The organism is Phreatobacter stygius (genome assembly GCF_005144885.1).
Classification (GTDB): Bacteria; Pseudomonadota; Alphaproteobacteria; order Rhizobiales; family Phreatobacteraceae; genus Phreatobacter; species Phreatobacter stygius.
The window spans coordinates 2,540,783-2,560,125 of record NZ_CP039690.1 but is presented as its reverse complement, the minus strand read 5'-3'; the positions used below and the strand labels follow the sequence as shown (position 1 = coordinate 2,560,125).

The 19,343-nt window shown below is 68.5% G+C and carries 22 protein-coding genes; 8 read left to right on the top strand and 14 right to left on the bottom strand.

Annotated elements, in window-relative coordinates; genetic code table 11:
- Nucleotide 1 precedes the first annotated feature (1 nt).
- Nucleotides 2-1,177 (bottom strand): ADP-forming succinate--CoA ligase subunit beta, encoded by a 1,176-nt coding sequence (sucC, locus tag E8M01_RS11790; protein WP_136960295.1) that lies wholly within the window; start codon nt 1,175-1,177, stop codon nt 2-4.
- 150 nt (nt 1,178-1,327) lie between these two features.
- Nucleotides 1,328-2,185, bottom strand: coding sequence for a class I SAM-dependent methyltransferase (locus E8M01_RS11785; protein WP_136960294.1), 858 nt, complete (start codon nt 2,183-2,185; stop codon nt 1,328-1,330).
- A gap of 175 nt (nt 2,186-2,360) precedes the next feature.
- Here E8M01_RS11785 and E8M01_RS11780 point away from each other — a divergent pair, with 175 nt between their 5' ends.
- Together E8M01_RS11780 and E8M01_RS11775 are read left to right on the top strand one after the other, a co-directional pair.
- On the top strand, nt 2,361-2,924 hold the full coding sequence (locus E8M01_RS11780) for a DUF1697 domain-containing protein (protein WP_136960293.1): 564 nt from the start codon (nt 2,361-2,363) through the stop codon (nt 2,922-2,924).
- On the top strand, nt 2,921-3,457 hold the full coding sequence (locus E8M01_RS11775; RefSeq protein WP_136960292.1) for a DUF1697 domain-containing protein: 537 nt from the start codon (nt 2,921-2,923) through the stop codon (nt 3,455-3,457). Before E8M01_RS11780 ends, E8M01_RS11775 begins: the two co-directional genes overlap by 4 nt.
- 209 nt (nt 3,458-3,666) lie before the next feature.
- Here E8M01_RS11775 and E8M01_RS11770 read toward each other — a convergent pair whose 3' ends face one another.
- Nucleotides 3,667-4,383, bottom strand: a complete 717-nt coding sequence (locus E8M01_RS11770; RefSeq protein ID WP_170181870.1) for an AprI/Inh family metalloprotease inhibitor — start codon at nt 4,381-4,383, stop codon at nt 3,667-3,669.
- Between the two features lie 47 nt (nt 4,384-4,430).
- The gene (locus E8M01_RS11765) at nt 4,431-5,102 is read right to left on the bottom strand and encodes a transglycosylase domain-containing protein (RefSeq protein ID WP_136960290.1); all 672 of its coding nucleotides are present in this window, start codon (nt 5,100-5,102) and stop codon (nt 4,431-4,433) included.
- Here E8M01_RS11765 and E8M01_RS11760 point away from each other — a divergent pair.
- From E8M01_RS11760 to E8M01_RS11750, 3 genes are all read left to right on the top strand, one after another.
- Nucleotides 5,101-5,844 carry a DUF429 domain-containing protein gene (locus E8M01_RS11760; protein ID WP_136960289.1) on the top strand — a complete coding sequence of 248 codons (744 nt, stop codon included), beginning with the start codon at nt 5,101-5,103 and terminating at the stop codon, nt 5,842-5,844. The two genes, E8M01_RS11765 and E8M01_RS11760, sit on opposite strands and share 2 nt — an antisense overlap.
- A 48-nt stretch (nt 5,845-5,892) precedes the next feature.
- Complete coding sequence (locus E8M01_RS11755; protein ID WP_136960288.1) at nt 5,893-6,828, top strand: threonine/serine dehydratase; 936 nt, start codon at nt 5,893-5,895, stop codon at nt 6,826-6,828.
- A gap of 140 nt (nt 6,829-6,968) precedes the next feature.
- Nucleotides 6,969-9,638, top strand: coding sequence for a TIGR02302 family protein (locus E8M01_RS11750; protein WP_170181869.1), 2,670 nt, complete (start codon nt 6,969-6,971; stop codon nt 9,636-9,638).
- Between the two features lie 30 nt (nt 9,639-9,668).
- On the opposite strand, the gene E8M01_RS11745 is transcribed toward E8M01_RS11750, so the two are convergent.
- Complete coding sequence (locus E8M01_RS11745) at nt 9,669-10,370, bottom strand: helix-turn-helix transcriptional regulator (protein WP_136960286.1); 702 nt, start codon at nt 10,368-10,370, stop codon at nt 9,669-9,671.
- Between the two features lie 141 nt (nt 10,371-10,511).
- Here E8M01_RS11745 and E8M01_RS11740 point away from each other — a divergent pair, with 141 nt between their 5' ends.
- Entirely contained in the window at nt 10,512-11,141 is a 630-nt protein-coding gene (locus E8M01_RS11740; protein ID WP_136960285.1) for a LysE family translocator, read from the top strand.
- 51 nt (nt 11,142-11,192) lie between these two features.
- Here the strand turns inward: E8M01_RS11740 and E8M01_RS11735 are convergent, their stop codons facing one another.
- Genes E8M01_RS11735 through pgsA form a run of 3 tightly spaced genes read right to left on the bottom strand, consistent with a single transcriptional unit; the run spans nt 11,193 to nt 13,147 of the window.
- On the bottom strand, nt 11,193-12,269 hold the full coding sequence (locus E8M01_RS11735; RefSeq protein WP_136960284.1) for an MBL fold metallo-hydrolase: 1,077 nt from the start codon (nt 12,267-12,269) through the stop codon (nt 11,193-11,195).
- Nucleotides 12,270-12,275: 6 nt separating this feature from the next.
- Nucleotides 12,276-12,527, bottom strand: coding sequence for a molybdopterin converting factor subunit 1 (gene moaD / locus E8M01_RS11730; protein ID WP_136960283.1), 252 nt, complete (start codon nt 12,525-12,527; stop codon nt 12,276-12,278).
- Nucleotides 12,524-13,147 carry a CDP-diacylglycerol--glycerol-3-phosphate 3-phosphatidyltransferase gene (gene pgsA / locus E8M01_RS11725; RefSeq protein ID WP_170181868.1) on the bottom strand — a complete coding sequence of 208 codons (624 nt, stop codon included), beginning with the start codon at nt 13,145-13,147 and terminating at the stop codon, nt 12,524-12,526. Before pgsA ends, moaD begins: the two co-directional genes overlap by 4 nt.
- A 101-nt stretch (nt 13,148-13,248) precedes the next feature.
- Here pgsA and E8M01_RS11720 point away from each other — a divergent pair, with 101 nt between their 5' ends.
- Nucleotides 13,249-13,809: a disulfide bond formation protein B gene (locus E8M01_RS11720; protein ID WP_136960282.1), complete on the top strand. Its 561-nt coding sequence runs from the start codon at nt 13,249-13,251 to the stop codon at nt 13,807-13,809.
- A gap of 13 nt (nt 13,810-13,822) precedes the next feature.
- Here E8M01_RS11720 and E8M01_RS11715 read toward each other — a convergent pair whose 3' ends face one another.
- The 3 genes from E8M01_RS11715 to E8M01_RS11705 all read right to left on the bottom strand — a co-directional run bounded on the left by E8M01_RS11715 (nt 13,823) and on the right by E8M01_RS11705 (nt 15,869).
- Complete coding sequence (locus E8M01_RS11715; RefSeq protein ID WP_425467736.1) at nt 13,823-14,368, bottom strand: HNH endonuclease; 546 nt, start codon at nt 14,366-14,368, stop codon at nt 13,823-13,825.
- Between the two features lie 158 nt (nt 14,369-14,526).
- On the bottom strand, nt 14,527-15,171 hold the full coding sequence (locus E8M01_RS11710) for an alpha/beta hydrolase (protein WP_136960280.1): 645 nt from the start codon (nt 15,169-15,171) through the stop codon (nt 14,527-14,529).
- Nucleotides 15,171-15,869: a DNA-3-methyladenine glycosylase family protein gene (locus tag E8M01_RS11705; protein ID WP_246088693.1), complete on the bottom strand. Its 699-nt coding sequence runs from the start codon at nt 15,867-15,869 to the stop codon at nt 15,171-15,173. The genes E8M01_RS11710 and E8M01_RS11705 overlap by 1 nt, the downstream gene beginning before the upstream one ends.
- A 10-nt stretch (nt 15,870-15,879) precedes the next feature.
- On the opposite strand from E8M01_RS11705, the gene gluQRS reads away from it, so the two are divergent.
- Nucleotides 15,880-16,803: a tRNA glutamyl-Q(34) synthetase GluQRS gene (gluQRS, locus tag E8M01_RS11700; RefSeq protein ID WP_136960279.1), complete on the top strand. Its 924-nt coding sequence runs from the start codon at nt 15,880-15,882 to the stop codon at nt 16,801-16,803.
- Here gluQRS and E8M01_RS11695 read toward each other — a convergent pair.
- The 3 genes from E8M01_RS11695 to E8M01_RS11685 are packed head-to-tail and all read right to left on the bottom strand — an operon-like array spanning nt 16,800 to nt 19,341.
- Nucleotides 16,800-17,348 carry a DUF924 family protein gene (locus E8M01_RS11695; protein WP_136960278.1) on the bottom strand — a complete coding sequence of 183 codons (549 nt, stop codon included), beginning with the start codon at nt 17,346-17,348 and terminating at the stop codon, nt 16,800-16,802. The two genes, gluQRS and E8M01_RS11695, sit on opposite strands and share 4 nt — an antisense overlap.
- Complete coding sequence (locus tag E8M01_RS11690; RefSeq protein ID WP_136960277.1) at nt 17,345-18,454, bottom strand: CobW family GTP-binding protein; 1,110 nt, start codon at nt 18,452-18,454, stop codon at nt 17,345-17,347. The genes E8M01_RS11695 and E8M01_RS11690 overlap by 4 nt, the downstream gene beginning before the upstream one ends.
- Before the next feature lie 5 nt (nt 18,455-18,459).
- Nucleotides 18,460-19,341, bottom strand: coding sequence for a DMT family transporter (locus tag E8M01_RS11685; protein ID WP_136960276.1), 882 nt, complete (start codon nt 19,339-19,341; stop codon nt 18,460-18,462).
- Nucleotides 19,342-19,343 lie beyond the last annotated feature (2 nt).

The window sequence follows — 19,343 nt, the reverse complement described above, 5'->3', positions numbered from 1 at the left end:
CTCAGGCTCCCTTGGCAGCAAGCGAGACCGCTTGCGATGCGGCGGTCCACATGTCGGGGCAATCGATGATCGCGCAGCCGAAATTCTCGAAGCGCGAGCGGGCGAATTCGGCGTTGTTGCCGGCGAGCCGCACCACCAGCGGCAGGGAACGGCGGCCGGTGCGCCTGATCGCGATGCCGAGCCCCTCGGCAATGGTGTCGCAGGCTTGCATGCCGCCACCATGGACATTGATCAGGATCGCCCGGGTCGCCGGATTGTCGAGCAGCAGCCGGAAACCATGGGCGACGTCCAGGCTGGTCGCGGTGGTCCGGATATCCATGAAATTGGCCGGCCTGCCCTTGGCTGCGACGACCATGTCGAGGGTGGCAAGGCCAAGCCCCGCGCCATTCGCGACCATGCCGATGTCGCCGTCGAGCTGGACATAGTTGAGCTGATGGCGCTGCGCCTGCAGCTCGATGGCGCTGGTCTCGTCCTCGTCGCGCAAGGCGGCCAGGTCGGCGTGGCGGAACAGGGCATTGTCGTCGAACACCATCTTGACGTCGAGCGCCACGAGCGCGCCGCCCGCGGTGACCGCCAGCGGATTGATTTCGATCAGGCTGGCATCGAGCTCGACAAAGGCGCGCCGGAGGCCGTCGACCAGGGCGCAGGCTTGGGCATGCAGCGCCCCGTCGAGCCCGAGCGCCGTGACGAAGGCGGCGATCTCGTCGGTGCGCCGCTCCTGGCCGGTGCCGAGCTTGAGCCGGCTCAAGGGCAGGTCGCCACTTGCCGCGCGCTCCTCGATGTCCTCGCCGCCCTTGGCGCTGCCGATCAGCATGAGCTCGCCGGAGGCGGAATCGACCAGCAAGGCAAGGTGCAGTTCGCGCATCGCGACGACCGCGGCCTCGACCAGGATGCGTCTGACCTTCTGGCCGGCCGGTCCGGTCTGCGCCGTCACCAGGGTCTCGCCGATGAGCCGGCTTGCCGCCACTTCCGCTTCGACCGGGCTACCGACGCGCTGGACGCCACCGGCCCGCTTGCGGCCGCCGGCGTGGATCTGGGCTTTCACGATGACATGCTGCACGCCGAGCCGCCGGGCGATGTCGCCGGCCTCGCGTGCGGTGATGGCGACGGCGCCGTCCGGCGCCTGAAGGCCGTAGGGCGTCAGGAGATGTTTCGCCTGGAACTCATGGATCTTCATGGCTCGATCCTCCCGTATCGTCGCATTCTTCTTCGCTGGCATACGTTATGCCAGAAACGAACAATAGACAACCGCCCGCCGGCCCGTCCGCCACTTTCTCCCGGTCCTCGGCCTCCCGGCTATCGGCGGCGAGTGCGCCGATTGACCGGATCAGGCCGTGGCGGTGACGATCCAGGCCGCGCCGAAAACGGCCACGCCATCGGCGGTGGCGCATCCGGCCAAGGCCTTGCGAATGGCGGCGGTCGCGCGTTCGCGCAGATCATCGGTCTGCTCGGCGAGCAGGCGCGGCAGGGGGCCGACCCGAAGCGCCTGGTCCACGGCGTCGTCGACCGCCGCCTGGCGGGTCTCGCCGAGGCCCAGCAGCACCGGCGCATCGAACGGCGCGAAGGCGACATTGGCAAAGCCTGCCTGACGCAATATGCCGTCCACGCGACGCCGGTCGCCAAAGGCGAACGGGCCCGGAGCAAAGGGCTCGGCAGGCGGCAATGGCGGCAGGATGTCCAGGACTGCGCCGAGCGGCACCTTGAACCAGTCGTTCTCGCCCATGCTGCGCCAGCAGACGAAAGCCAGCCGCCCGCCGGCCCGGAGCGTCTCCCGGAGGTGGCTGAACGCTGCCACCGGATCGTCGAAGAACATGACGCCGAAACGGGAGAACAACAGGTCGAAGGCCGCCGGCTTGAACGGATGCGCGCTGGCATCGGCCAGCTTGAAATCGATCGCAAGCTCGAGCGCCTTCGCCCGTTCGCGGGCACGCCCGATCAGCGGTTCGGAAATGTCGACCGCGACCATCGTGCCGCCGGGCAGCACCTGCCGCGCGAGATCGAGCGTGGTGGCGCCGGCGCCGCAGCCGATATCGAGCACCGCCTCGCCGGGCCGGGCCCGAGCCGCCGTCAGGGCGGCGGCGCCATAGGTGCTGAGGCTCCGGTCGAGCCATTCCTGATTGGCCAGCCATCGCGCACCGGTCGCGCCGTTCCAATCGCTGATCTGCTGTTCGTTGGCGGCACTCATTCGTGTGCTCCAGGCGCGGGCGTGACGGGCACTATACCGCGGTGTCTTGGGCCCTGTTATGACCGGTCGCGGGCTTCGGCCTGCTCGACCCAGGTCGCTGCCGGGCAACTCGCGCAAGGCTGCCCGAATCCGCTCTGCGCCTGTATGACTGGCCGATCGGGGGAGGTCGCCGGCCATGGCCGTGTTCATTGCGCTGCTGCGCGCCATCAATGTCGGCGGGCCCGACAAGATGCCAATGAAGGAGCTGAGGGCTGCCCTGGACCAGGCCGGGCTGAGGCAGGTCTCGACCTATATCGCCAGCGGCAACATCGTTTTTGCCACCGACCAATCGGCGGCGGAGGTGAAGGGCCTGGTCGCCGGTGTGCTGCGCGACCGGTTCGGCCTGACCAGGAACCACACGCTCATCCGCACGCCGGCCGAACTGGCCGCCGTCATCGCCGGCAATCCCTTCACCGATGCCGCGGTGGAGCGTCCCAATCTGATGCTGGTCAGCTTTCTCGACGGTCTGCCGCCGGAGGGCGCGGCGGCGAGGCTGGCGGCCTATGACGGGCCGGAGCGGCTGCATCTCGACGGCGAGCACCTCTATATCGACTACCGCGAGGGGGTCGGCCGCTCGAAGCTGACACCGGCCGTGCTCGACAAGGCGTTGAAGGTCCCGGCGACCGCGCGCAACTGGAACACCACCAAGACGCTGCTGACCATGGCGCGCGGCCTCGAACCATCGGGTGACCAGCGATGACGGTGTTGATCGGGCTCATTCGTGCCATCGGCCCGGCGACCCACGCCAAGATGTCGATGCAGGACCTGCGCGAGGGCTGCCAGGCGGCCGGACTGGCAAGGGTCGCGACCTATATCCAGACCGGCAATCTCATCATCGAGACCCGCAAGTCGCCGGCGACCGTGCAGGCGATCGTCGAACGGGTGCTCCGGCGCTTCGATCTGGCGAACCTGGTGGTCCTGCGCAGGCCGGACGACCTTGCGGCGATCGTTGCGGCCAATCCCTTTCCGGAGGCCGCTGAGGCGCGCCCGAGTGAATTGTGCGTGTGTTTCCTGGCCGCGACGCCGCGCCCCGAGAGCGTCACGGCGCTTGCCCAGCATCAAGGCCCGGAACGGTTGGCTTTTTGCGGCGACGATCTCTGTGTCGACTATCCCACCGGCGCAACCGGCTCGAAACTGCTGCCGGGGGTGATCGAGCGCCGGCTCGGGACGCTGGGCACCGCCAGAAACTGGAACACGGTGCAAAAGCTCCTGGCGATGGCGCAGACGTTCTGATTTGCGAGGGATGCCGCCCTAGGCGCGCCGCCTCGGGAACGCGTCCCAGTTGGTCTCGCCGGCGGCCGGGTCGGCGACGAGCAGGCGCGTGTAGCTCGCCGCCATGGCCTCCAGCGCCAGAATGTCCGGGCCGCCCCTCTCCTGGGCCCGGCCGACCGGCTGCCCCAAGGCAAGGTCGATGAGCGCCGCGGCACTGCCGATCGGCGCTGCTATTCGCGGCTCAACACCAGCGGCCGGTTATCGGCCGGCACCTTGGTCCAGCGGCCGTCCGGATCGCGCTTGAACGACAGCACGGTCGTAGCGCCCTGGAGCACCAGCAACTCGCGCTCGAGGCGCCAGCTGGAAAGCCCGAGGGCCGCGACCGACCGCTCGCAGCCCTCGGCGGCGTCGAGCGTGAAGCGTTGTTCGAGCGGTCCGGCATTGGCGGCCAGCTCCGGCTTGAACGTCAGGGTGCAGAGCGCCCGCCCGCGCGGCTGGCCCAGCGTCCAGATGCCGGTGAGCTCGTCGGCGGTCGGCAAGGTGGTGCCGGCAAGCCCGCGATTGGTCAGGAAATAGACGCTCGGGTCGCCTGGCCGGAGCGCCTCGAAAATGCCGACCTCGGTCTCGCCGAAATCGAAGGTGGCGGCGCCGGTGCGGTCGAGCCATTGGATATTGCCGTTGGGCGTGACCGCCCAGCCGACGACACCGGTGACCGCCGGAAAGATGGCGGCGCAGCTTGCCGCGAAACCGAGGCCGAAGCCGGGACCGGCCCGTTCGGCCTTGAAGGTGACGTCGCATTTGCGGTCGCCCGCCGGGTTGGACAATTCCCAGGGGCCGACGACACGGTCGATCTGGGCCGGTGTCGTCTGCGGGACGGCCGGCGGCGGCTGCGCGGCAGCCTGGCCGAGCGGGCACAAGAGGAAAGCGGCGAGGACCAGTTGACGCATGCCCGGCGATAGTGACCGCGGCGCCGCGAGCCGTCCACCCCGGGTCATCAGCCGAGACAGTCGATGGCCGCGGCGGCGGCGCGCCGGCTGACGATCGCGGCTTTCCGCCGGACGCCGGGGCCGGGCTGGCGGGCGTCGCGCTCGATCGGATTCGGCAGGATCGAGACGAGCAGGGCTGCTTCCGACGGCGTCAGCCGTGCCGCCGGCTTGTTGAAGGCGCGCCGGCTGCCGGCCTCGATGCCGAACTCGCCGTCCGGGCCCCATTCGGCAATGTTGAGATAGACCTCCATCATCCGCCGTTTCGACCAGATCAGGTCGATGACCAGTGCCAGCGGGATCTCCAGGCCCTTGCGCAGATAGGCGGTCGGGCCGGAATCGCCCTGCCAGAGGAACAGGTTGCGGGCGACCTGCATGGAAATGGTCGAGGCGCCGCGCGACGGGCCGTCGTCATCGTCCAGAACCGCCTGAAGCTCGCGCCAGTCGACGCCCCAATGGCCGCAGAAGCGAGCATCCTCGGAGGCGATCAGCGCGCGTGGCACCGATCGGGAGACATTGGCGAGCGATACGGTGACACGTTCGACCCGCCCGCCGGTGACCTTGCGCCACGCCATCAATGTCGAGACCGGCGTGACGACGGTGTAGACAAGGGCGAACAGCAGCGGAGCCGCGACAAGGATCGCGATGACGAGCCTGGCGCGGCGGAGAAGGCGGAAGATCATGCCGGACGACTATCCCGATGGTTCAGCCACAGTCGTTCGCGGCGTCGACGGATGCAAGGCCGGCTGGATCGCGGTGACGATAACGGCAGCCGGCCCGATCGAACCCCAAGTGACGGTCAGCCCGCGTTTTGCCGACCTGATCGACGGCGCCGGCATTATTGCCGTCGACATGCCGATCGGCCTGCCGGAACGGGCCGGCGCCGGCGGCCGCGGGCCGGAACGCCATGTCCGGCCGTATCTCGGCGAGCGCCAGTCGTCGGTGTTCTCGCTGCCGTCGCGCAGCGCCGTCCATATGCTCGACTATTGGGAGGCCTGCAAAGTCGCGCTGGAAACCTCCGACCCGCCGCGCAAGGTGTCGAAACAGGCCTTCTTCCTGTTTCCCAAGATCCGCGAGATCGATCAGATGATGCGCGCCGATCCGACGCTCGGCCGGCGCATCTTCGAGGTCCATCCGGAGCTCGCCTTCTGGCGCCTCAACGGCGAGACGGCCGTGGCCTTGCCGAAGAAGGTCAAATCGCTCGTTCATGGCTCCGGCCTGGCGCTCCGGCGCGCCATCCTGGTCAACCATGGCTTTCCCGAACCCTTTCTCGACAAGGCGCCGCGCGGTGCCGGTGCCGATGATCTGCTCGATGCCTGCGTCAACGCGCTGATCGCCCGCCGGTTGCATGCCGGCACGGCGCGCCCCTTTCCGGATCCGCCGCTCAGCGATGCGTTCGGGCTGACGGTCGCGATCTGGGCTTGACCGCGGAGCGCGAAGCGGCTCCGGTTCGGGCCGACTTTGGGAACGATCATGCTGACACCTGACGACATCAGTGCCGCCCACGCCCGCATCGCCGGCCATATCAGGCGGACCCCGACGGTTGCGCTCGGGCCCGAGACCTTCGGCCTCGGCATTCCCCTGTCGATGAAGCTCGAATTCCTGCAGGTCACGGGCACCTTCAAGGCGCGCGGCGCCTTCAACACGCTGCTGGGCAGCCCCTTGCCCGCCGCTGGCGTCTGTGCCGCCTCGGGTGGCAATCACGGCATCGCGGTGGCCTATGCGGCGACCAAGCTCGGCATCGCCGCACGCATCTTCGTGCCTGAGATCTCGTCGCCGGCGAAAATCGCCCGGATCCGCGAGACCGGTGCCGACCTGGTCGTCGGCGGCGCACGCTATGCCGATGCTCTGGCGGCCTGCGAAGCCTATGCGGCGGCAAGCGGCGCTCATTCGGTCCACGCCTATGACGCCTGGCCGACCATGGCCGGGCAAGGCACGGTCGGGCTCGAATGGGAAGAGGATGCCGGCGGCCTCGACACCGTCCTGGTGGCGGTCGGCGGCGGTGGCCTGATTTCCGGCATTGCCCGCTGGTTCGACGGCCGGGTCAAGGTGGTCGGCGTCGAGCCGGAAGGCTCGCGCGCGCTGCAGGCCGCGCTGGCCGCCGGCGGGCCGGTCGATGTCGAGGTCGATTCCATCGCGGCCGATTCGCTCGGCGCCCGGAACGTGCTGGCGCGCGTTCACGAGGTGGCGGCGCGCCATGTCGACAGCGTCGTGCTGGTGCCGGACGAGGCGATCCGCGAGGCCCAGCGGCGGCTCTGGCTGAACCTGCGTGCCGCCGCCGAGCCAGGTGGGGCCGCGGCCCTCGCCGCCCTGATCGCCGGCGCCTATCGCCCGGCTCCGGGCGAGCGGGTCGGGGTGCTCGCCTGCGGCGCCAATGTCGATCTGGCGAGCCTGGCGTCGCTGGTCTGAGGCATGGCCCGGGAGGTTCAGGGCGGCCTCCTCACAGGCTCCGCACTGATCCGTGATCGGCTGGCCGGGCCGGTGAGGTGGCCTTCCGTGACATTCGTGTTACCCTGTGCAGTGCAAGGTGGCACGAACCGGAGCGGTCATTGAGCGACGGCACGAATACCGAGCGGCAGGCGACGGGGCCCGGACATGATCCGGCGCTCGGCCATACCATCGATCGCGCGCGGGCCGTCCTGCTGTGGGAGCGTGTCTGGCCGCGCCTGGTGCTGTTCCTTGGCATTTTCGGCGGCGTCCTGGCGGTCTCCTGGCTCGGATTCTGGCAGGTCGTGCCCTATTGGGCGCGGTTTGGCGGCGTCATCTTCGTGCTGGGCCTCTTGGTCATTGCCGCCTGGCCGCTTCTGACCATCCGGCGGCCGACCGATCAGGAGGCCTTGCGCCGGATCGACCGGTCGACCGGCGGCGGGCACCGGCCGGCGACCGCGCTCGCCGACGAACTGGCCACCCGGGACGATCCTTTCGCCAAGGCGCTGTGGGATGAGCACCGGGCGCGCGTACTGGCCGCGACCGGCCGGCTGAAGACCGGCATTCCGATGCCGCGCATGGCCAATCTCGATCGTTATGCGATCCGCTCCCTGGCGCTGCTGCTGATCGTTCCGGCCTATTTCCTGGCCGGCGACGAACGCATGGCGCGGCTGATGACGGCGTTCGACTGGCGCGCGCCGCCGGCGCCGATCACCTACCGGGTCGACGCCTGGGTGACGCCACCGACCTATACCGGCCGGCCACCCCTGATCCTGCCGACCCGCCGCTCGACCGAGCCGGTCGCGCAGCGCGAGGCGACGCCCGACAGTTTCAAGGTGCCGGCGGGTTCGGTCGTCACCTTGCGGGTGACCGGCCTTGCCAATGTCGACATTCGCGCCGATGGCGGCGTCACGGCTGCCCCGCCACCGGCCACCACGGGTGCCACGCCGACCGCGCCGGCCGGTCTTGCCGAGACGCGCTGGGTCATCGCCAGGGACGGCCAGCTGACGGTCCGCGGCACCGGCGCGGAACCGCTCGACTGGCGCTTCGAGGCGCTGATCGATCAGGCGCCGACGATTACCTTCGAGCGTGATCCGCAGGCCGACCAGCGCAACCAGCTCATGCTGTCCTACAAGATCGAGGACGACTACGGCGTCACCGAAGCCGAGGCGCGGTTCCAGCTCGCGCCATCGGCCACCGCGCTGCAGCGGCCGTCGGCCCGGCCGCTGGCCGAACTGCCGCCGATCCCGCTGGTCTTGCCGCAGGCGCGCACGCGCCACGGCACGAGCCAGACCAGCCGCGATTTCGTCGCGCATCCGTTCGCCGGGCTGCAGGTGGCGGTGACGCTGCATGCCAAGGACGATGCCGGCAATGAAGGCCGGTCCGACACGGTCGTCGCCACCTTGCCGCAGCGCAGCTTCGCCAAGCCGGTGCCGCGCGCCCTGGTCGAGCAGCGGCGCATCCTGGCGCTCGATGCCAATGCGCGGCCGCGGGTGGCGCGCGCCCTGGAGGCGCTGACCACTGCGCCTGATGTGTTCGGCATGGAGACGGCGGTCTATCTCGGGCTGCGCACCGCCTATTTCCGGCTGACGCGGGCGTCGAGCGATGCCCAGCTGACCGAGGTCATGGATTATCTCTGGGATATCGCCGTCCGGATCGAGGACGGCGACGTGTCGGAAGCCGAGCGCGCGGTGCAGGCGGCGGCCGAGCGGCTGCGCCAGGCGATCGAGCGCGGCGCATCGGAAGACGAGATCCGCCGCCTGTCGCAGGACCTGCGCCAGGCCATGGACCGGTTGATGCGCGAACTGACCGAACAGGCGCTGCGCAACCGCCAGGACGGGCAGAACCAGCAGCAGGCCCAGCGCGATCCCAATGCGCGCACGGTCCGTCCGCAGGACCTGCGCGACATGCTGAACCGCATCGAGAACCTTGCCCGCAGCGGCGCGCGCGAGCAGGCGCAGCGGCTGATGCAGGAATTGCAGCAGATGCTGCAGGGCCTGCAGGCCGGCCGCCAGCAGCAGCAACAGGAGATGGGCGACGGCACCGAGCAGGGCGAGAACGCGCTCGACCAGCTGTCCGACATGATCCGCCGCCAGCAGCAATTGCGCGACCAGACCTTCCGGCGGGGCCAGGAGCAGCGTCGGGCCCAGCGCGGCCAGCAGCAGCGTCCGAACCAGCGCGGTCAGCCGGGCCAGCCGGGTCAGGACGGGCAACCGCAGCAGGGCCAGGGCGACCAGCCGGGCGACGGACCCCCGAGCTTCTCCGAGCTTGGCGAGAGCCAGCGGCAATTGCGCGAATTGCTCGATCAATTGCGTGAGCAGCTCGGCCAGCAGGGCGACCAGGGCGATTCGCCGGGTGGCCGGCAGGCGGAGCAGGGCATGGGCAATGCCGGCCGTGCCATGCGCGAAGCCGAAGGTGCGCTTGGCCGCGGCGACGGCCAGGGCGCGGCCGATGCCCAGGGACGGGCACTGAGGAGCCTGCAGCAAGGCGCGCAGGGGCTCGCCCAGCAAATGCAGGAGGGTCAGGGCCAGCAGGGCCAGGGCAATCAGCAGGGCCAGCCCGGCCGCAATGGCCAGGCCGGCAACCAGGACTACGACCCGCTCGGCCGGCCGACGCGCGGCCGCGAGGCCAATGAAAACTCCAATGTCCGCATTCCCAACGCCGGCGAGGGTGCGGCCCAGCGCGCCCAGCGGGTTCTGGAGGAGTTGCGCCGGCGCCTGTCGGATCCGGACCGGCCGCAGCTCGAGATGGATTATATCGAGCGGCTGCTGCGCGGCCTGCAGATCCAGTAACGGGGCGCCCACCGATGCGCGGCAAGCGCTTCAGGTGTCGTCTCTCGCGCCGCTGGTGTTCCAGCCGCTGATCCATTCCTGGCGCAGGCGATCGCCTTTGCCCCTGAAGAAACTGTCGCATGCCGCGCAGCGCGCGACCCGGTCGGACCGGAAGTTGCGCCGCGCCTGGCGCAGTTCGCACCAGGCGACGATATTGGCGGTCTCGGAATAATAGATCAGCGCGACCGGCCAGATGGTTCGCTCGGTCGCCTGGCCTTGCTCATCGCGATAAGCCAGATCGAGTTTCCGTTCGTCGCGGATGGCGCGGCGCACCAGCGCAAGATCGAGCCCGGGCGGTGCCGGCGCCACCGAGCCCCAGGCATGCAGCGTGTTGGTGTGAAGGACCTGGCGAAGCGGTGCCGGCACCGCGCCCGCGATCTTTGCGCCGACCCGCTTGGCGGCCTCCTTCAGCTCGCCGTCGCCGGTGCGTTCCAAGAGCGCCAGCGCCAGGACGAGAGCTTCCATCTCTTCGATCGAGAACATCAGCGGCGGCAGGTCGAAGCCCGGTCGCATGATGTAGCCGATGCCGCGATCGCCCTCGATCGGCACGCGCATGGCCTGCAGCGCGAGGACATCGCGATAGACCGTGCGCTGGCTGACCTCCAGCGTCTCGGCCATCGCCGCTGCGGTGACCGGTGTCCTGGCCAGGCGCAGGGTCTGAATGATCTCGAACAGGCGCGAGGCCTTCGGCATCACGTGACCTCGGGAAATCCCGCACTTCACACATACAACTGACATTCGGTGTCAGTTGGCCCGTCTTATATATCCGCCACAACACCCTGAAAAGCAAAGGCTCCCTCGATTTCCGGGGCGGCACGGCGGCGGACAACTGACATGAATTATGCCGAAAACCTCTGGCTCTTCTTCGTGCTCCTGTTCGGCATCATCATCGTGCCGGGCATGGACATGGTGTTCGTGCTGGCGAATTCACTGACCGGCGGCCGCCGCCAGGGTCTGGCCGCCACGGCCGGAATCATCGCGGGCGGCGTGTTCCACGGCATCTATGCAGCGCTCGGCGTCGGGCTGCTTCTGCGTCTGGTTCCCGGCCTGTTCACCGTGCTGCTGCTGGCGGGGGCAGCCTATATCGTCTGGATCGGCTGGACGTTGCTGCGCAGTTCCGTGGTCATCGGTGCGATCGGCAGCCTGCCGATCCAGTCGCTGTGGACCAGTTTCCGGCAAGGCATCGTGACGAGCCTGCTCAATCCGAAGGCCTATCTTTTCATGCTGGCGGTCTATCCGCAGTTCCTGAAGCCGGAATTCGGCCCGATCTGGGCGCAGGCCATCGTTTTGGCGGTGATGACCGCGGCGACGCAGCTTGCCGTCTATGGTGGGGTGGCGCTGGCTGGAAGCAGCGGGCGGGACTGGCTGACATCCAGTCCGGGCATGACGGTGAGCCTTGGCCGCGGCGCCGGCGTGGTGCTGATCACGGTGGCGGTCGTCACCGCGTGGCAGGGCCTGTCCTGACATCGCAGGCCGCGCCGAGCCGGGGGCAGAACCTGCGGCTCGGACGGGCTCTCAGGCGCCGGCAGCCGGAATATCCCAGGCCTCGCCCGGCCGGATCGCCCGAAACCTGTCGGCGGCGATATTCCTGGCCTTGAGCGCTTCGGCGAGCGCGGCGCGAGGCGCTTCGATCGGCTCATTGGTGAGCTGGACGGTGCCCCAATGATGGGCGAGCGCATGGCGGGCGCCGCAATCCAGCATCACCTGGACCGCCTCTTCGGGGTTCATGTGCTGCTCGCTCATGAACCAGCGCGGCTCATAGGCGCCGATCGGCAGGATCGCCAGCCGGAAGTCGCCGAAGCGGCGCCTGGCTTCGCGGAAATGGTGGCCGTCGCCATAACCGGTATCGCCAATGTGATAGATGTGGCCGGCCGGCGTCTCGATAATGAAGGCAGCCCACAGCGCCTTGTTGCGGTCGAACAGGCCACGCGCGGTCCAGTGCCGCATCGGCGCCAGATTGACCGCCATGTCATGGCCGATCTCGACCCGGTCGCCCCAGTCATGGGCTTCGGCGCGAATCGCCGGATCATGCGCCTTCATGATCGCATCCTGGCCGAGCGGCGTGATCACCCGCGGGGCGTGGCTGGCCGCAAGCCTCGACAGCGTCGCGAGATCCAGATGGTCGTAATGGCCATGGCTGACCAGAACCAGGTCGATCTTCGGCAGGTCTTCGAAGCGGATACCCGGCGGATTGACCCGTTTCGGACCAAGGAAGGACAAAGGCGAGAAGCGTTCCGACCAGACCGGGTCCAGCAGGATGTTCAGCCCGCGCGTCTGCAACAGCAGGCTGGCATGGCCGGCATAGCCAAGTCTCAGGGCGTCGCCCTCGACCCGAGCCGGCGGCGTGTCGAACCGCTCGAGCGGCCAGGCGGCGGGCCAGCGGGCGCGGGCGTCGGAGCCGAACTGCCAGCGCAGCAGATCGGACAAGGGGCGCGGTGCGGCACCATGCGGGTCGAAGAAGCGGGTGCCGTCGAAATGATCCGACACCGGTCCGGAATAATAGGGGTTGGCACGGGATGCCAGCAACGCGCCGGCGGCGGCGAGCAGCGGGATCGAGGCCAAGGAGCCGAGAAGTCTGCGCCTGGTCGGCATGCCGGTTCAGCCGCCGGTCATCGGCGGAAAGAAGGCCACTTCCTTGGCACCTTCCAGCATGGCCGCGGGTTTCACATGGACCTGGTCGATGGCGGCGCGAATCACCTTCGGGTTCTCGAAGGCATAGGCATATTCCTCGCCGCGGCCGGTGAGATGGGCGATCAGGTCGGCGACCGTCCTGACCGTCTCGGGCAGCACAATGGTTTCCTCGGCCTTGCCGATGCGCTCGCGCACCCAGGCGAAATAGAGGATCTTCACCGCTCGTCCTCATCGATCAGATGGCCGACGCCGGCGCGAAAATAGTCGAAGCCGGTATAAAGCGTCAGCAGGGCGGCGACCCACAACAGGCCAATGCCGACCTGGGTGACGAAGGGGATGACCTGGTCGCCGGCCGGACCGGCAATGAGAAACCCGACCGCCACCAGCTGCAACGCCGTTTTCCATTTGGCCAGCTGGGTCACCGGTACGGAGACCTGCAGCTCGGCCAGGAACTCGCGCAGGCCCGAGACCAGGATCTCGCGCGACAGGATCACCACCGCGGCCCACAGCGACCAGCCGAGAATGGTGCCGTCGGCGGCCAGCATCAACAGCACCACGCCGACCAGCAGCTTGTCGGCAATGGGATCGAGCATCCGCCCGATGGCCGATTGCTGCGACAGGGCGCGGGCGAGATAGCCGTCGAAATAGTCGGTGATCGCGGCGATGATGAAGATCGTCAGCGCCACCCAACGCAGCCAGAGCCCGCTTTCGTAGATGACCTGCACGAACAGGCAAGCCGCCACCAGCGGCACGGCAACGACCCGCCCGTAGGTGAGCATATTGGGAATATTGAACGCGCCGCCGCGGCGCACGCGGGGGATCGGATCAGCCGAGCTCATGATCTTGTGATGAACGAGGGGGCGTCTTGGGTCAACCGAAAGCCGACATGGCCGGCTCACGGGATGGACAGATCGTTGTGAACGGATCAAGAAATGTCGCCATGACCGTCAGCACATTTTCCGTCGGCACTCTGGCCACCAGCACTCTCACCGTCGCCCGCCGGCGCCCCTGGCTCATTGCGGCCCTGGTCGTCGGCCTGGGCGCGACCAGCACGATTCTCGGCGCCTATTTCTTTCAATATGTGATCGGGCTGGCGCCCTGTCCGCTCTGCCTCGAGCAGCGCCTGCCCTATTACATCGCCATTCCCCTGGCTTTCGCCGTGGCGCTCGGCGCTGTCCTGCGGCTGCCGCCGCTCGCCATTCGTGTCGGATTGCTGGCACTGGCCCTGGTCATGGCCTGGGCGGTCGGGCTCGGCGCCTACCACGCCGGCGCCGAATGGGGCTTCTGGCAGGGCCCGACCAGCTGTTCGCAGCCGGCCGCACTCGCCCGCACGCCCGGCGATCTCCTGCGTCAGCTGCAGAGCGGCCCGCGGGTGGTCGACTGCACGGTGGCGGCCTGGCGCTTCCTCGGCGTCTCGCTCGCCGGCTGGAACGTGGTGATCGCGACCGGCCTGTCGATCGTCGCGCTCGTCGGCGCGGCGCGGACCAGCGAAGAGGCCTGAACCCGGCAGCCGCTCACGGCTCCAGTTCGGTATCCCAATAGAGATAGTCCATCCAGCTGTCGTGCAGGTAGTTCGGCGGGAACAGCCGGCCGTTGCTGTGCAGGTCCTGGATCGTCGGCGTGTAGGGATGCTGCATCAGGTGCATGCCCGATTCACGCAGGGTCTTCGAGCCCTTGAGCAGATTGCACGGCGAACAGGCGGCCAGCACATTGTCCCAGGTGGTTTGCCCGCCCTTCGAGCGCGGCACCAGGTGGTCGAAGGTCAGGTCGTCGCTGTCGCCGCAATATTGGCAGCGGAATTTGTCGCGCAGGAACACGTTGAACCGGGTGAAGGCCGGGTTGCGCGACGGCTTCACATAGGTCTTCAGCGACACCACGCTCGGCAGCTTCATCTCGAAGCTCGGCGAGCGGATCGCCTTCTCGTAAAACGAAACCACCGAGACGCGATCGAGGAACACCGCCTTGATGGTGTCCTGCCAGGACCAGAGCGACAGGGGGTAATAGCTCAACGGGCGGTAGTCCGCGTTGAGCACGAGGGCAGGCCATGAACCTGGGGAAATGCCGGAAGAAACCGGCAGATCCCTCGGAGAAACGGCGACCGTCACGAGCACACTCCCTGCGACCGGTCCTGCCCGCTGATTCGCGAGCAGCGAAAGCAGATGCCCGTTAATAATAGGAGCACTGTGTCGGTCTTGTGAAGCCTCGACCCGCTTGGCGTTCAGTCCGCCTGGAATCCGCGGCTCAGTGCGGCGAGCCCGAAGCCGAGAGCGCGGCCGTCGATCTCGTGGCCGATATCGGGGATGAGGTGGGTCTCGACGGCAAGGCCAGCACTGCTGAGCGCGGTCGCGGCCACGCCCATGTCGACCGCCGGGATCACGTCGTCCAGCCCGCCATGGATCAAGGTCACCGGCGGCCGGACGGTGACCTCGGCGAGGCTGTCCGGGCCGGCCAGGCGGCCGGAATAGCCGACCAGGGCCGCCGGAGCGTTCTTGCGGCGCAGGCCGACATGCAGCGCGGTCATCGTGCCCTGGCTGAAGCCGACCAGGCCAAGCGCGCCGTCATCGAGCGCCAGACGCCGCAGTTCGGCATCGAGAAAGCAATCGATCGCCGCGCGCACGCCAATACAGCCGAGCCAGTATTCGCGCGGGTTTCGGAGATCCAGCGGGAACCATTGCCGGCCGCTCGGCATGTGGTCGCAGGGCTCGGGGCCATCGGGCGCGACGAAGGCTGCGTCCGGCAAGGCCTGGCGCCAGGCCTCGCCGAGCGCGATCAGATCGTCGCCATCGGCGCCATAGCCATGCAGGATGACCACGAGCTGGCGGGCCCGGCCGGACAGCGGCGCAAGGCGTGGTCCGTCCAGCATCACGCCACCGTCGGTTCGGCGACGCGGCCGGTGCGGCGCGCGGCATAGTGAGCCCAGAGCAGGCGCGCCGCCACGGCGCGATAAGGCCGCCAGCGTTCGGCGAGCGGCCCCATCTCCTTGGCGGTCGGCCGGGCCGGCAAGCCCAGCAGGTCGCCGGCAGCCGCCTGCAAGGCGATATCGCCGGCCGGCCAGGCGTCGATATGGCCGAGGCAGGACAGGAGATAGACGTCGGCGGTCCAGGGCCCGATGCCTTTCACCTGCGTCAGCATGGCATGGGCGGCGTCCGCGCCGTGGCGATCGAGCGCCTCGAGGTCGAGACCGCCTTCGGTCACCGCGGCCGAGATCGCCCTGAGCGTGCGCACTTTCGGTCGCGACAGGCCGGCCGCCCGATAGGTCTCGTCACTGGCGGCGCCGAGGATCTCCGGTGTCCAACGCCCGAAGACGGTCTCGGCGCGCGCCCAGATGGCGCGCGCGGCATCGACCGAAATCTGCTGGAACACGACGATCTGGACCAGGCCCTCGAAACCCGGTGCGCGCCGCCGCAGCGGTGGTGTCCCGAGTTCGGCATGGGTTTTCGCCATATGAGGGCAAAGGCCCGCCAGCGCGGCGAGCGCGCCGGCGAGATCGGCCTCGGTTTCAATGCGCATGATGGCCTGGTTGGAGCGTTGCGGGTTGCGTTCGTGCGGGGCTGTCAGCATAGGCTTGACCATGGCCCTTGTGCATCCGCCGATTTCCCGGAGCGATCCTGCCGTCCTGCGCTTCGCGCCGAGCCCCAACGGCGCGCTGCATCTCGGCCACGCGCTGAGTGCGCTCGAGAATGCCGCCATGGCCACCAGGCTCGGCGGCCGCCTGTTGCTGCGCATCGAGGATATCGACCGGACGCGCTGCCGGCCGGAATTCGAACGCGCCATGCTCGCCGACCTGGCCTGGCTCGGCATCGGCTTCGAAATGCCGCCGCGGCGGCAATCCGAACACCTGGACACCTATCGGCAGGCGCTTGGCCAGCTCGATGCTCTCGGCCTGATCTATGCGAGTTTCGAGAGCCGCGGCGAATTGAAGGCGCTGGTGGCCGAACGCGAGGCCGCGACCGGCCGATCCTGGCCGATCGATCCGGACGGGGTGCCGCTTTATGCCGGGACGGGCGCGGCGATGACGGCGGCCGAACGGAATGAAGGTGTCGCGTCCGGGCGACCCTTCGCGCTCCGGCTCAGGATGGCCGAAGCGATCAGCCGGCTCGGCCGGCCTCTGACCTGGACGGAAGTGGACGAGACCGGGGCCCGGTTGCGCAGTGTCGCCGCCGATCCCGCATGCTGGGGCGATGTCGTGCTGGCGCGCAAGGATGTGCCGACCAGCTATCACCTGTCGGTGGTTGTCGATGATGCGCTGCAGGACGTCAGTCACATCGTGCGCGGCCAGGACCTGTTCGAGGCGACCGCGGTGCACCGGCTGCTGCAGGAACTGCTCGGCCTCGCCGAGCCGCTTTACCGGCATCACCGCCTGATCCTGGGCGCCGACGGCCGCAAACTGTCGAAAAGCGAGGCGGCGACCGGTCTTGCCGCGCTGCGCGCGGGCGGCGCCAGCCCTGCCGATATCGGGCGGCTCGTCGGGATCGACCCACGAACCGATATCTAGCCCTTGAAGCCGTCCGTTTCCAGGAAAGCCAGCTCCTCGGGAGTACTGTCGCGGCCCAGAATGGCGTTGCGGTGAGGGAAACGGCCAAAGCGGGCGATCAGCTGGTGATGGACCTCGGCATAATTGTCGAGTTCGGCATCGCCGAGCGTCCTGAACAGCGCCACCGAACGGCGCTGCACGGCGAGCTGCTCGGTATGTTCCATCGGCAAATAGAGGAACAGGCGCAGGTCCGGCCCGATCAGCCGGTCCAGGCCCTTGCCGATGGCGCGCTCGGCCACCGCCAGGGCCAGCGGATCGGCCCAGAAGGCTCGCGCACGCCCGCGAAACATGTTCCGGGAGAACTGGTCGAGCACGATGATCAGCGCCAGCGTCGCCTCCGCCGTTGCTTCCCAGCCTTCGAGGTCGCCGGCGGCCGCCGCCTCATAGGTTGCGGCGAAACGCGCGGTGATGGCGGCGTCGAAAGCCTCGTCCTTGGCGAACCAGAGTTGCGGGCCGGCATTGCGCCAGAAGGCCAGGACCGCTTCGGGGGTTTCGATCTTGCTCACAGGCCAAGCCCCGGAATGGCGAGAGGGTTGTCGGTCAGCGCGGCGCGGTCCGGCTGGTCGGCGCGCGGCACGCCCAGGAAGGCATCATAAAGCGCCTGGATCACCTGCGGTTCCATGTCCTTGAGGATGAAGACGATGCGGGTGCGCGCGTCGCCATCGGGCCAGGCATCCAGGACCGTGGTCGGGTGGAAGACGTGCTGGGCGCCGTGGATGACCACCGGCCGGTCCGGGAACTCGGCGATCTTGACCACGCCTTTGACCCGCAGGAGCTTCGGCCCGTGGGCGCCGCGCAACAGTTCCAGGAACATGTCGAAGGCGGCGGAACCGAGCGGTTGGTCGCTGGTCAGCGCGAAGGCCTTGATGCCGTCGTCATGGCTGTGGTCGCTGCCGTCGGTGGCGAGCGCCGCCTCGTTCAGCCAGCGGGTGACATCGGGAACCTTGGTGGCCGGGTCATAAAGGCCGGCGGCCAGAACCGCCTTGGCGTCGGCCTCGCCCCTGGCGGCATCGAGCCGGATCGCGGTCGGTGCCAGGGCGGCCAGGCGCGCCTCGAGCTGGCCGAGCGCCACCAGGCGGTCGTCGCTGTCGATCAGATCGGTCTTGGTCAGCACGATCCGGTCGGCCACCGCTGCCTGTTTCACCGCTTCCGGATGGCCGTCGAGGGTGGCAAGGCCGTTGACCGCGTCGACGACGGTGATGACCGCGTCGAGCCGGTAGCGCATCACCAGATAGGGATGCGCCATCATGGTGTGGATGACCGGAATGGGATCGGCCAGGCCGGTTGTCTCGATGACCACCCGATCGAAGGCATCGATGCGGCCATTGTCGAGCGCGCGCAGGAGATCCTCGAGCGCCGAGACGAGATCGCCGCGCACCGTGCAACAGACACAGCCCGACGACAGCATGACGATGCCGTCCTCGACGGTGCGCACCAGCAGGTGATCGAGGCCGATCTCGCCGAACTCGTTGATCAGCACGGCGGTGTTCTTCATGCCGGGATCAGCCAGCAGCCGGTTGAGCAAGGTGGTCTTGCCGGCTCCGAGGAAGCCGGTCAGCACGGTCACCGGGATCGGGGCGCGCGGCCGTCGGGGGCGCGGGGCGTCGGGCATGGGTTTCAGGCGGGTTTCGGTTCGCGCCGCAATTCGGCGAGCGAAGATGCGACGAGGGCGGTGAGGACAAGCAGGCTTCCCACCATTTGGGGCGCCGAGAGCGTTTCGCCAAGGACGAAGTTGGCGGTGACGATGGCGACCACCGGTTCGAGGCAGAAGACCAGGCCGACCAGCGCCGGCGGCGCGTTGCGGGCGCTGAGCATCTGGAAGGCAAAACCGACGAGATAACCAAGCATGGTCATGGTCGCGGCGAACCAGGCGCCGCCCAGCGCGCTCAATTGGCCAAGGCCATTGGCGAGCGCCACCAGGCCGGCGATCGGCATGATCACCACATGCGACCAGAACAGCAGGGCGGCCGGGCTGATCCGCGCGCCGGCTCTCGCGGCGGCGAAGAACTGGCTGGCGGCGAGCACGCTGGCCAATGCCGCCAGGAGCACGCCACGCATGTCGATACCGCCAAGCGTCGGTCCGAGGGCAATGGCGAGACCGCCGAAGGCCAGCGCGAAAACGCCGAGGCGCTGCAACGTGAAGCGCTCGCCGTCGATGAACGGGCTGGCGATCAGGATCAGCAGGGGAAAGGTGTAGAAGATGACCGCGGCGATGCCGATCGGCACGAAGGACACGGCAAAGAAATAGGCGAGCCCGAGGCAGCCCGAGGTGATGCCGACCAGGATCAGGAGCGGCCGGTCGCGGGTCTCGACCTTCAGCGAACCGCCGGCCAGCGCAAGGGTCGCCGCCACCGCGCCCATCATCAGGAAGACCCGCAGGAAAACCAGATCGGCGGCGGAAACGCCCTGCTGGGTCGCCATGCGGGCGAAGACGATGTTGACGCCATAAGCGACCGCGCCAGCGAGCGCCGCGGTAATGCCGACGGCGCGCGATGGCATGG

What these genes read in the sequence shown, in the direction of transcription:
- sucC (WP_136960295.1), bottom strand. Translation starts at nt 1,177, where the DNA reads ATGAAGATCCATGAGTTCCAGGCGAAACATCTCCTGACGCCCTACGGC.
- E8M01_RS11785 (WP_136960294.1), bottom strand. Translation starts at nt 2,185, where the DNA reads ATGAGTGCCGCCAACGAACAGCAGATCAGCGATTGGAACGGCGCGACC.
- E8M01_RS11780 (WP_136960293.1), top strand. Translation starts at nt 2,361, where the DNA reads ATGGCCGTGTTCATTGCGCTGCTGCGCGCCATCAATGTCGGCGGGCCC.
- E8M01_RS11775 (WP_136960292.1), top strand. Translation starts at nt 2,921, where the DNA reads ATGACGGTGTTGATCGGGCTCATTCGTGCCATCGGCCCGGCGACCCAC.
- E8M01_RS11770 (WP_170181870.1), bottom strand. Translation starts at nt 4,383, where the DNA reads ATGCGTCAACTGGTCCTCGCCGCTTTCCTCTTGTGCCCGCTCGGCCAG.
- E8M01_RS11760 (WP_136960289.1), top strand. Translation starts at nt 5,101, where the DNA reads ATGCCGGACGACTATCCCGATGGTTCAGCCACAGTCGTTCGCGGCGTC.
- E8M01_RS11765 (WP_136960290.1), bottom strand. Translation starts at nt 5,102, where the DNA reads ATGATCTTCCGCCTTCTCCGCCGCGCCAGGCTCGTCATCGCGATCCTT.
- E8M01_RS11755 (WP_136960288.1), top strand. Translation starts at nt 5,893, where the DNA reads ATGCTGACACCTGACGACATCAGTGCCGCCCACGCCCGCATCGCCGGC.
- E8M01_RS11745 (WP_136960286.1), bottom strand. Translation starts at nt 10,370, where the DNA reads ATGCCGAAGGCCTCGCGCCTGTTCGAGATCATTCAGACCCTGCGCCTG.
- E8M01_RS11740 (WP_136960285.1), top strand. Translation starts at nt 10,512, where the DNA reads ATGAATTATGCCGAAAACCTCTGGCTCTTCTTCGTGCTCCTGTTCGGC.
- E8M01_RS11735 (WP_136960284.1), bottom strand. Translation starts at nt 12,269, where the DNA reads ATGCCGACCAGGCGCAGACTTCTCGGCTCCTTGGCCTCGATCCCGCTG.
- pgsA (WP_170181868.1), bottom strand. Translation starts at nt 13,147, where the DNA reads ATGAGCTCGGCTGATCCGATCCCCCGCGTGCGCCGCGGCGGCGCGTTC.
- E8M01_RS11720 (WP_136960282.1), top strand. Translation starts at nt 13,249, where the DNA reads ATGACCGTCAGCACATTTTCCGTCGGCACTCTGGCCACCAGCACTCTC.
- E8M01_RS11710 (WP_136960280.1), bottom strand. Translation starts at nt 15,171, where the DNA reads ATGCTGGACGGACCACGCCTTGCGCCGCTGTCCGGCCGGGCCCGCCAG.
- E8M01_RS11705 (WP_246088693.1), bottom strand. Translation starts at nt 15,869, where the DNA reads ATGCTGACAGCCCCGCACGAACGCAACCCGCAACGCTCCAACCAGGCC.
- gluQRS (WP_136960279.1), top strand. Translation starts at nt 15,880, where the DNA reads ATGGCCCTTGTGCATCCGCCGATTTCCCGGAGCGATCCTGCCGTCCTG.
- E8M01_RS11690 (WP_136960277.1), bottom strand. Translation starts at nt 18,454, where the DNA reads ATGCCCGACGCCCCGCGCCCCCGACGGCCGCGCGCCCCGATCCCGGTG.
- E8M01_RS11685 (WP_136960276.1), bottom strand. Translation starts at nt 19,341, where the DNA reads ATGCCATCGCGCGCCGTCGGCATTACCGCGGCGCTCGCTGGCGCGGTC.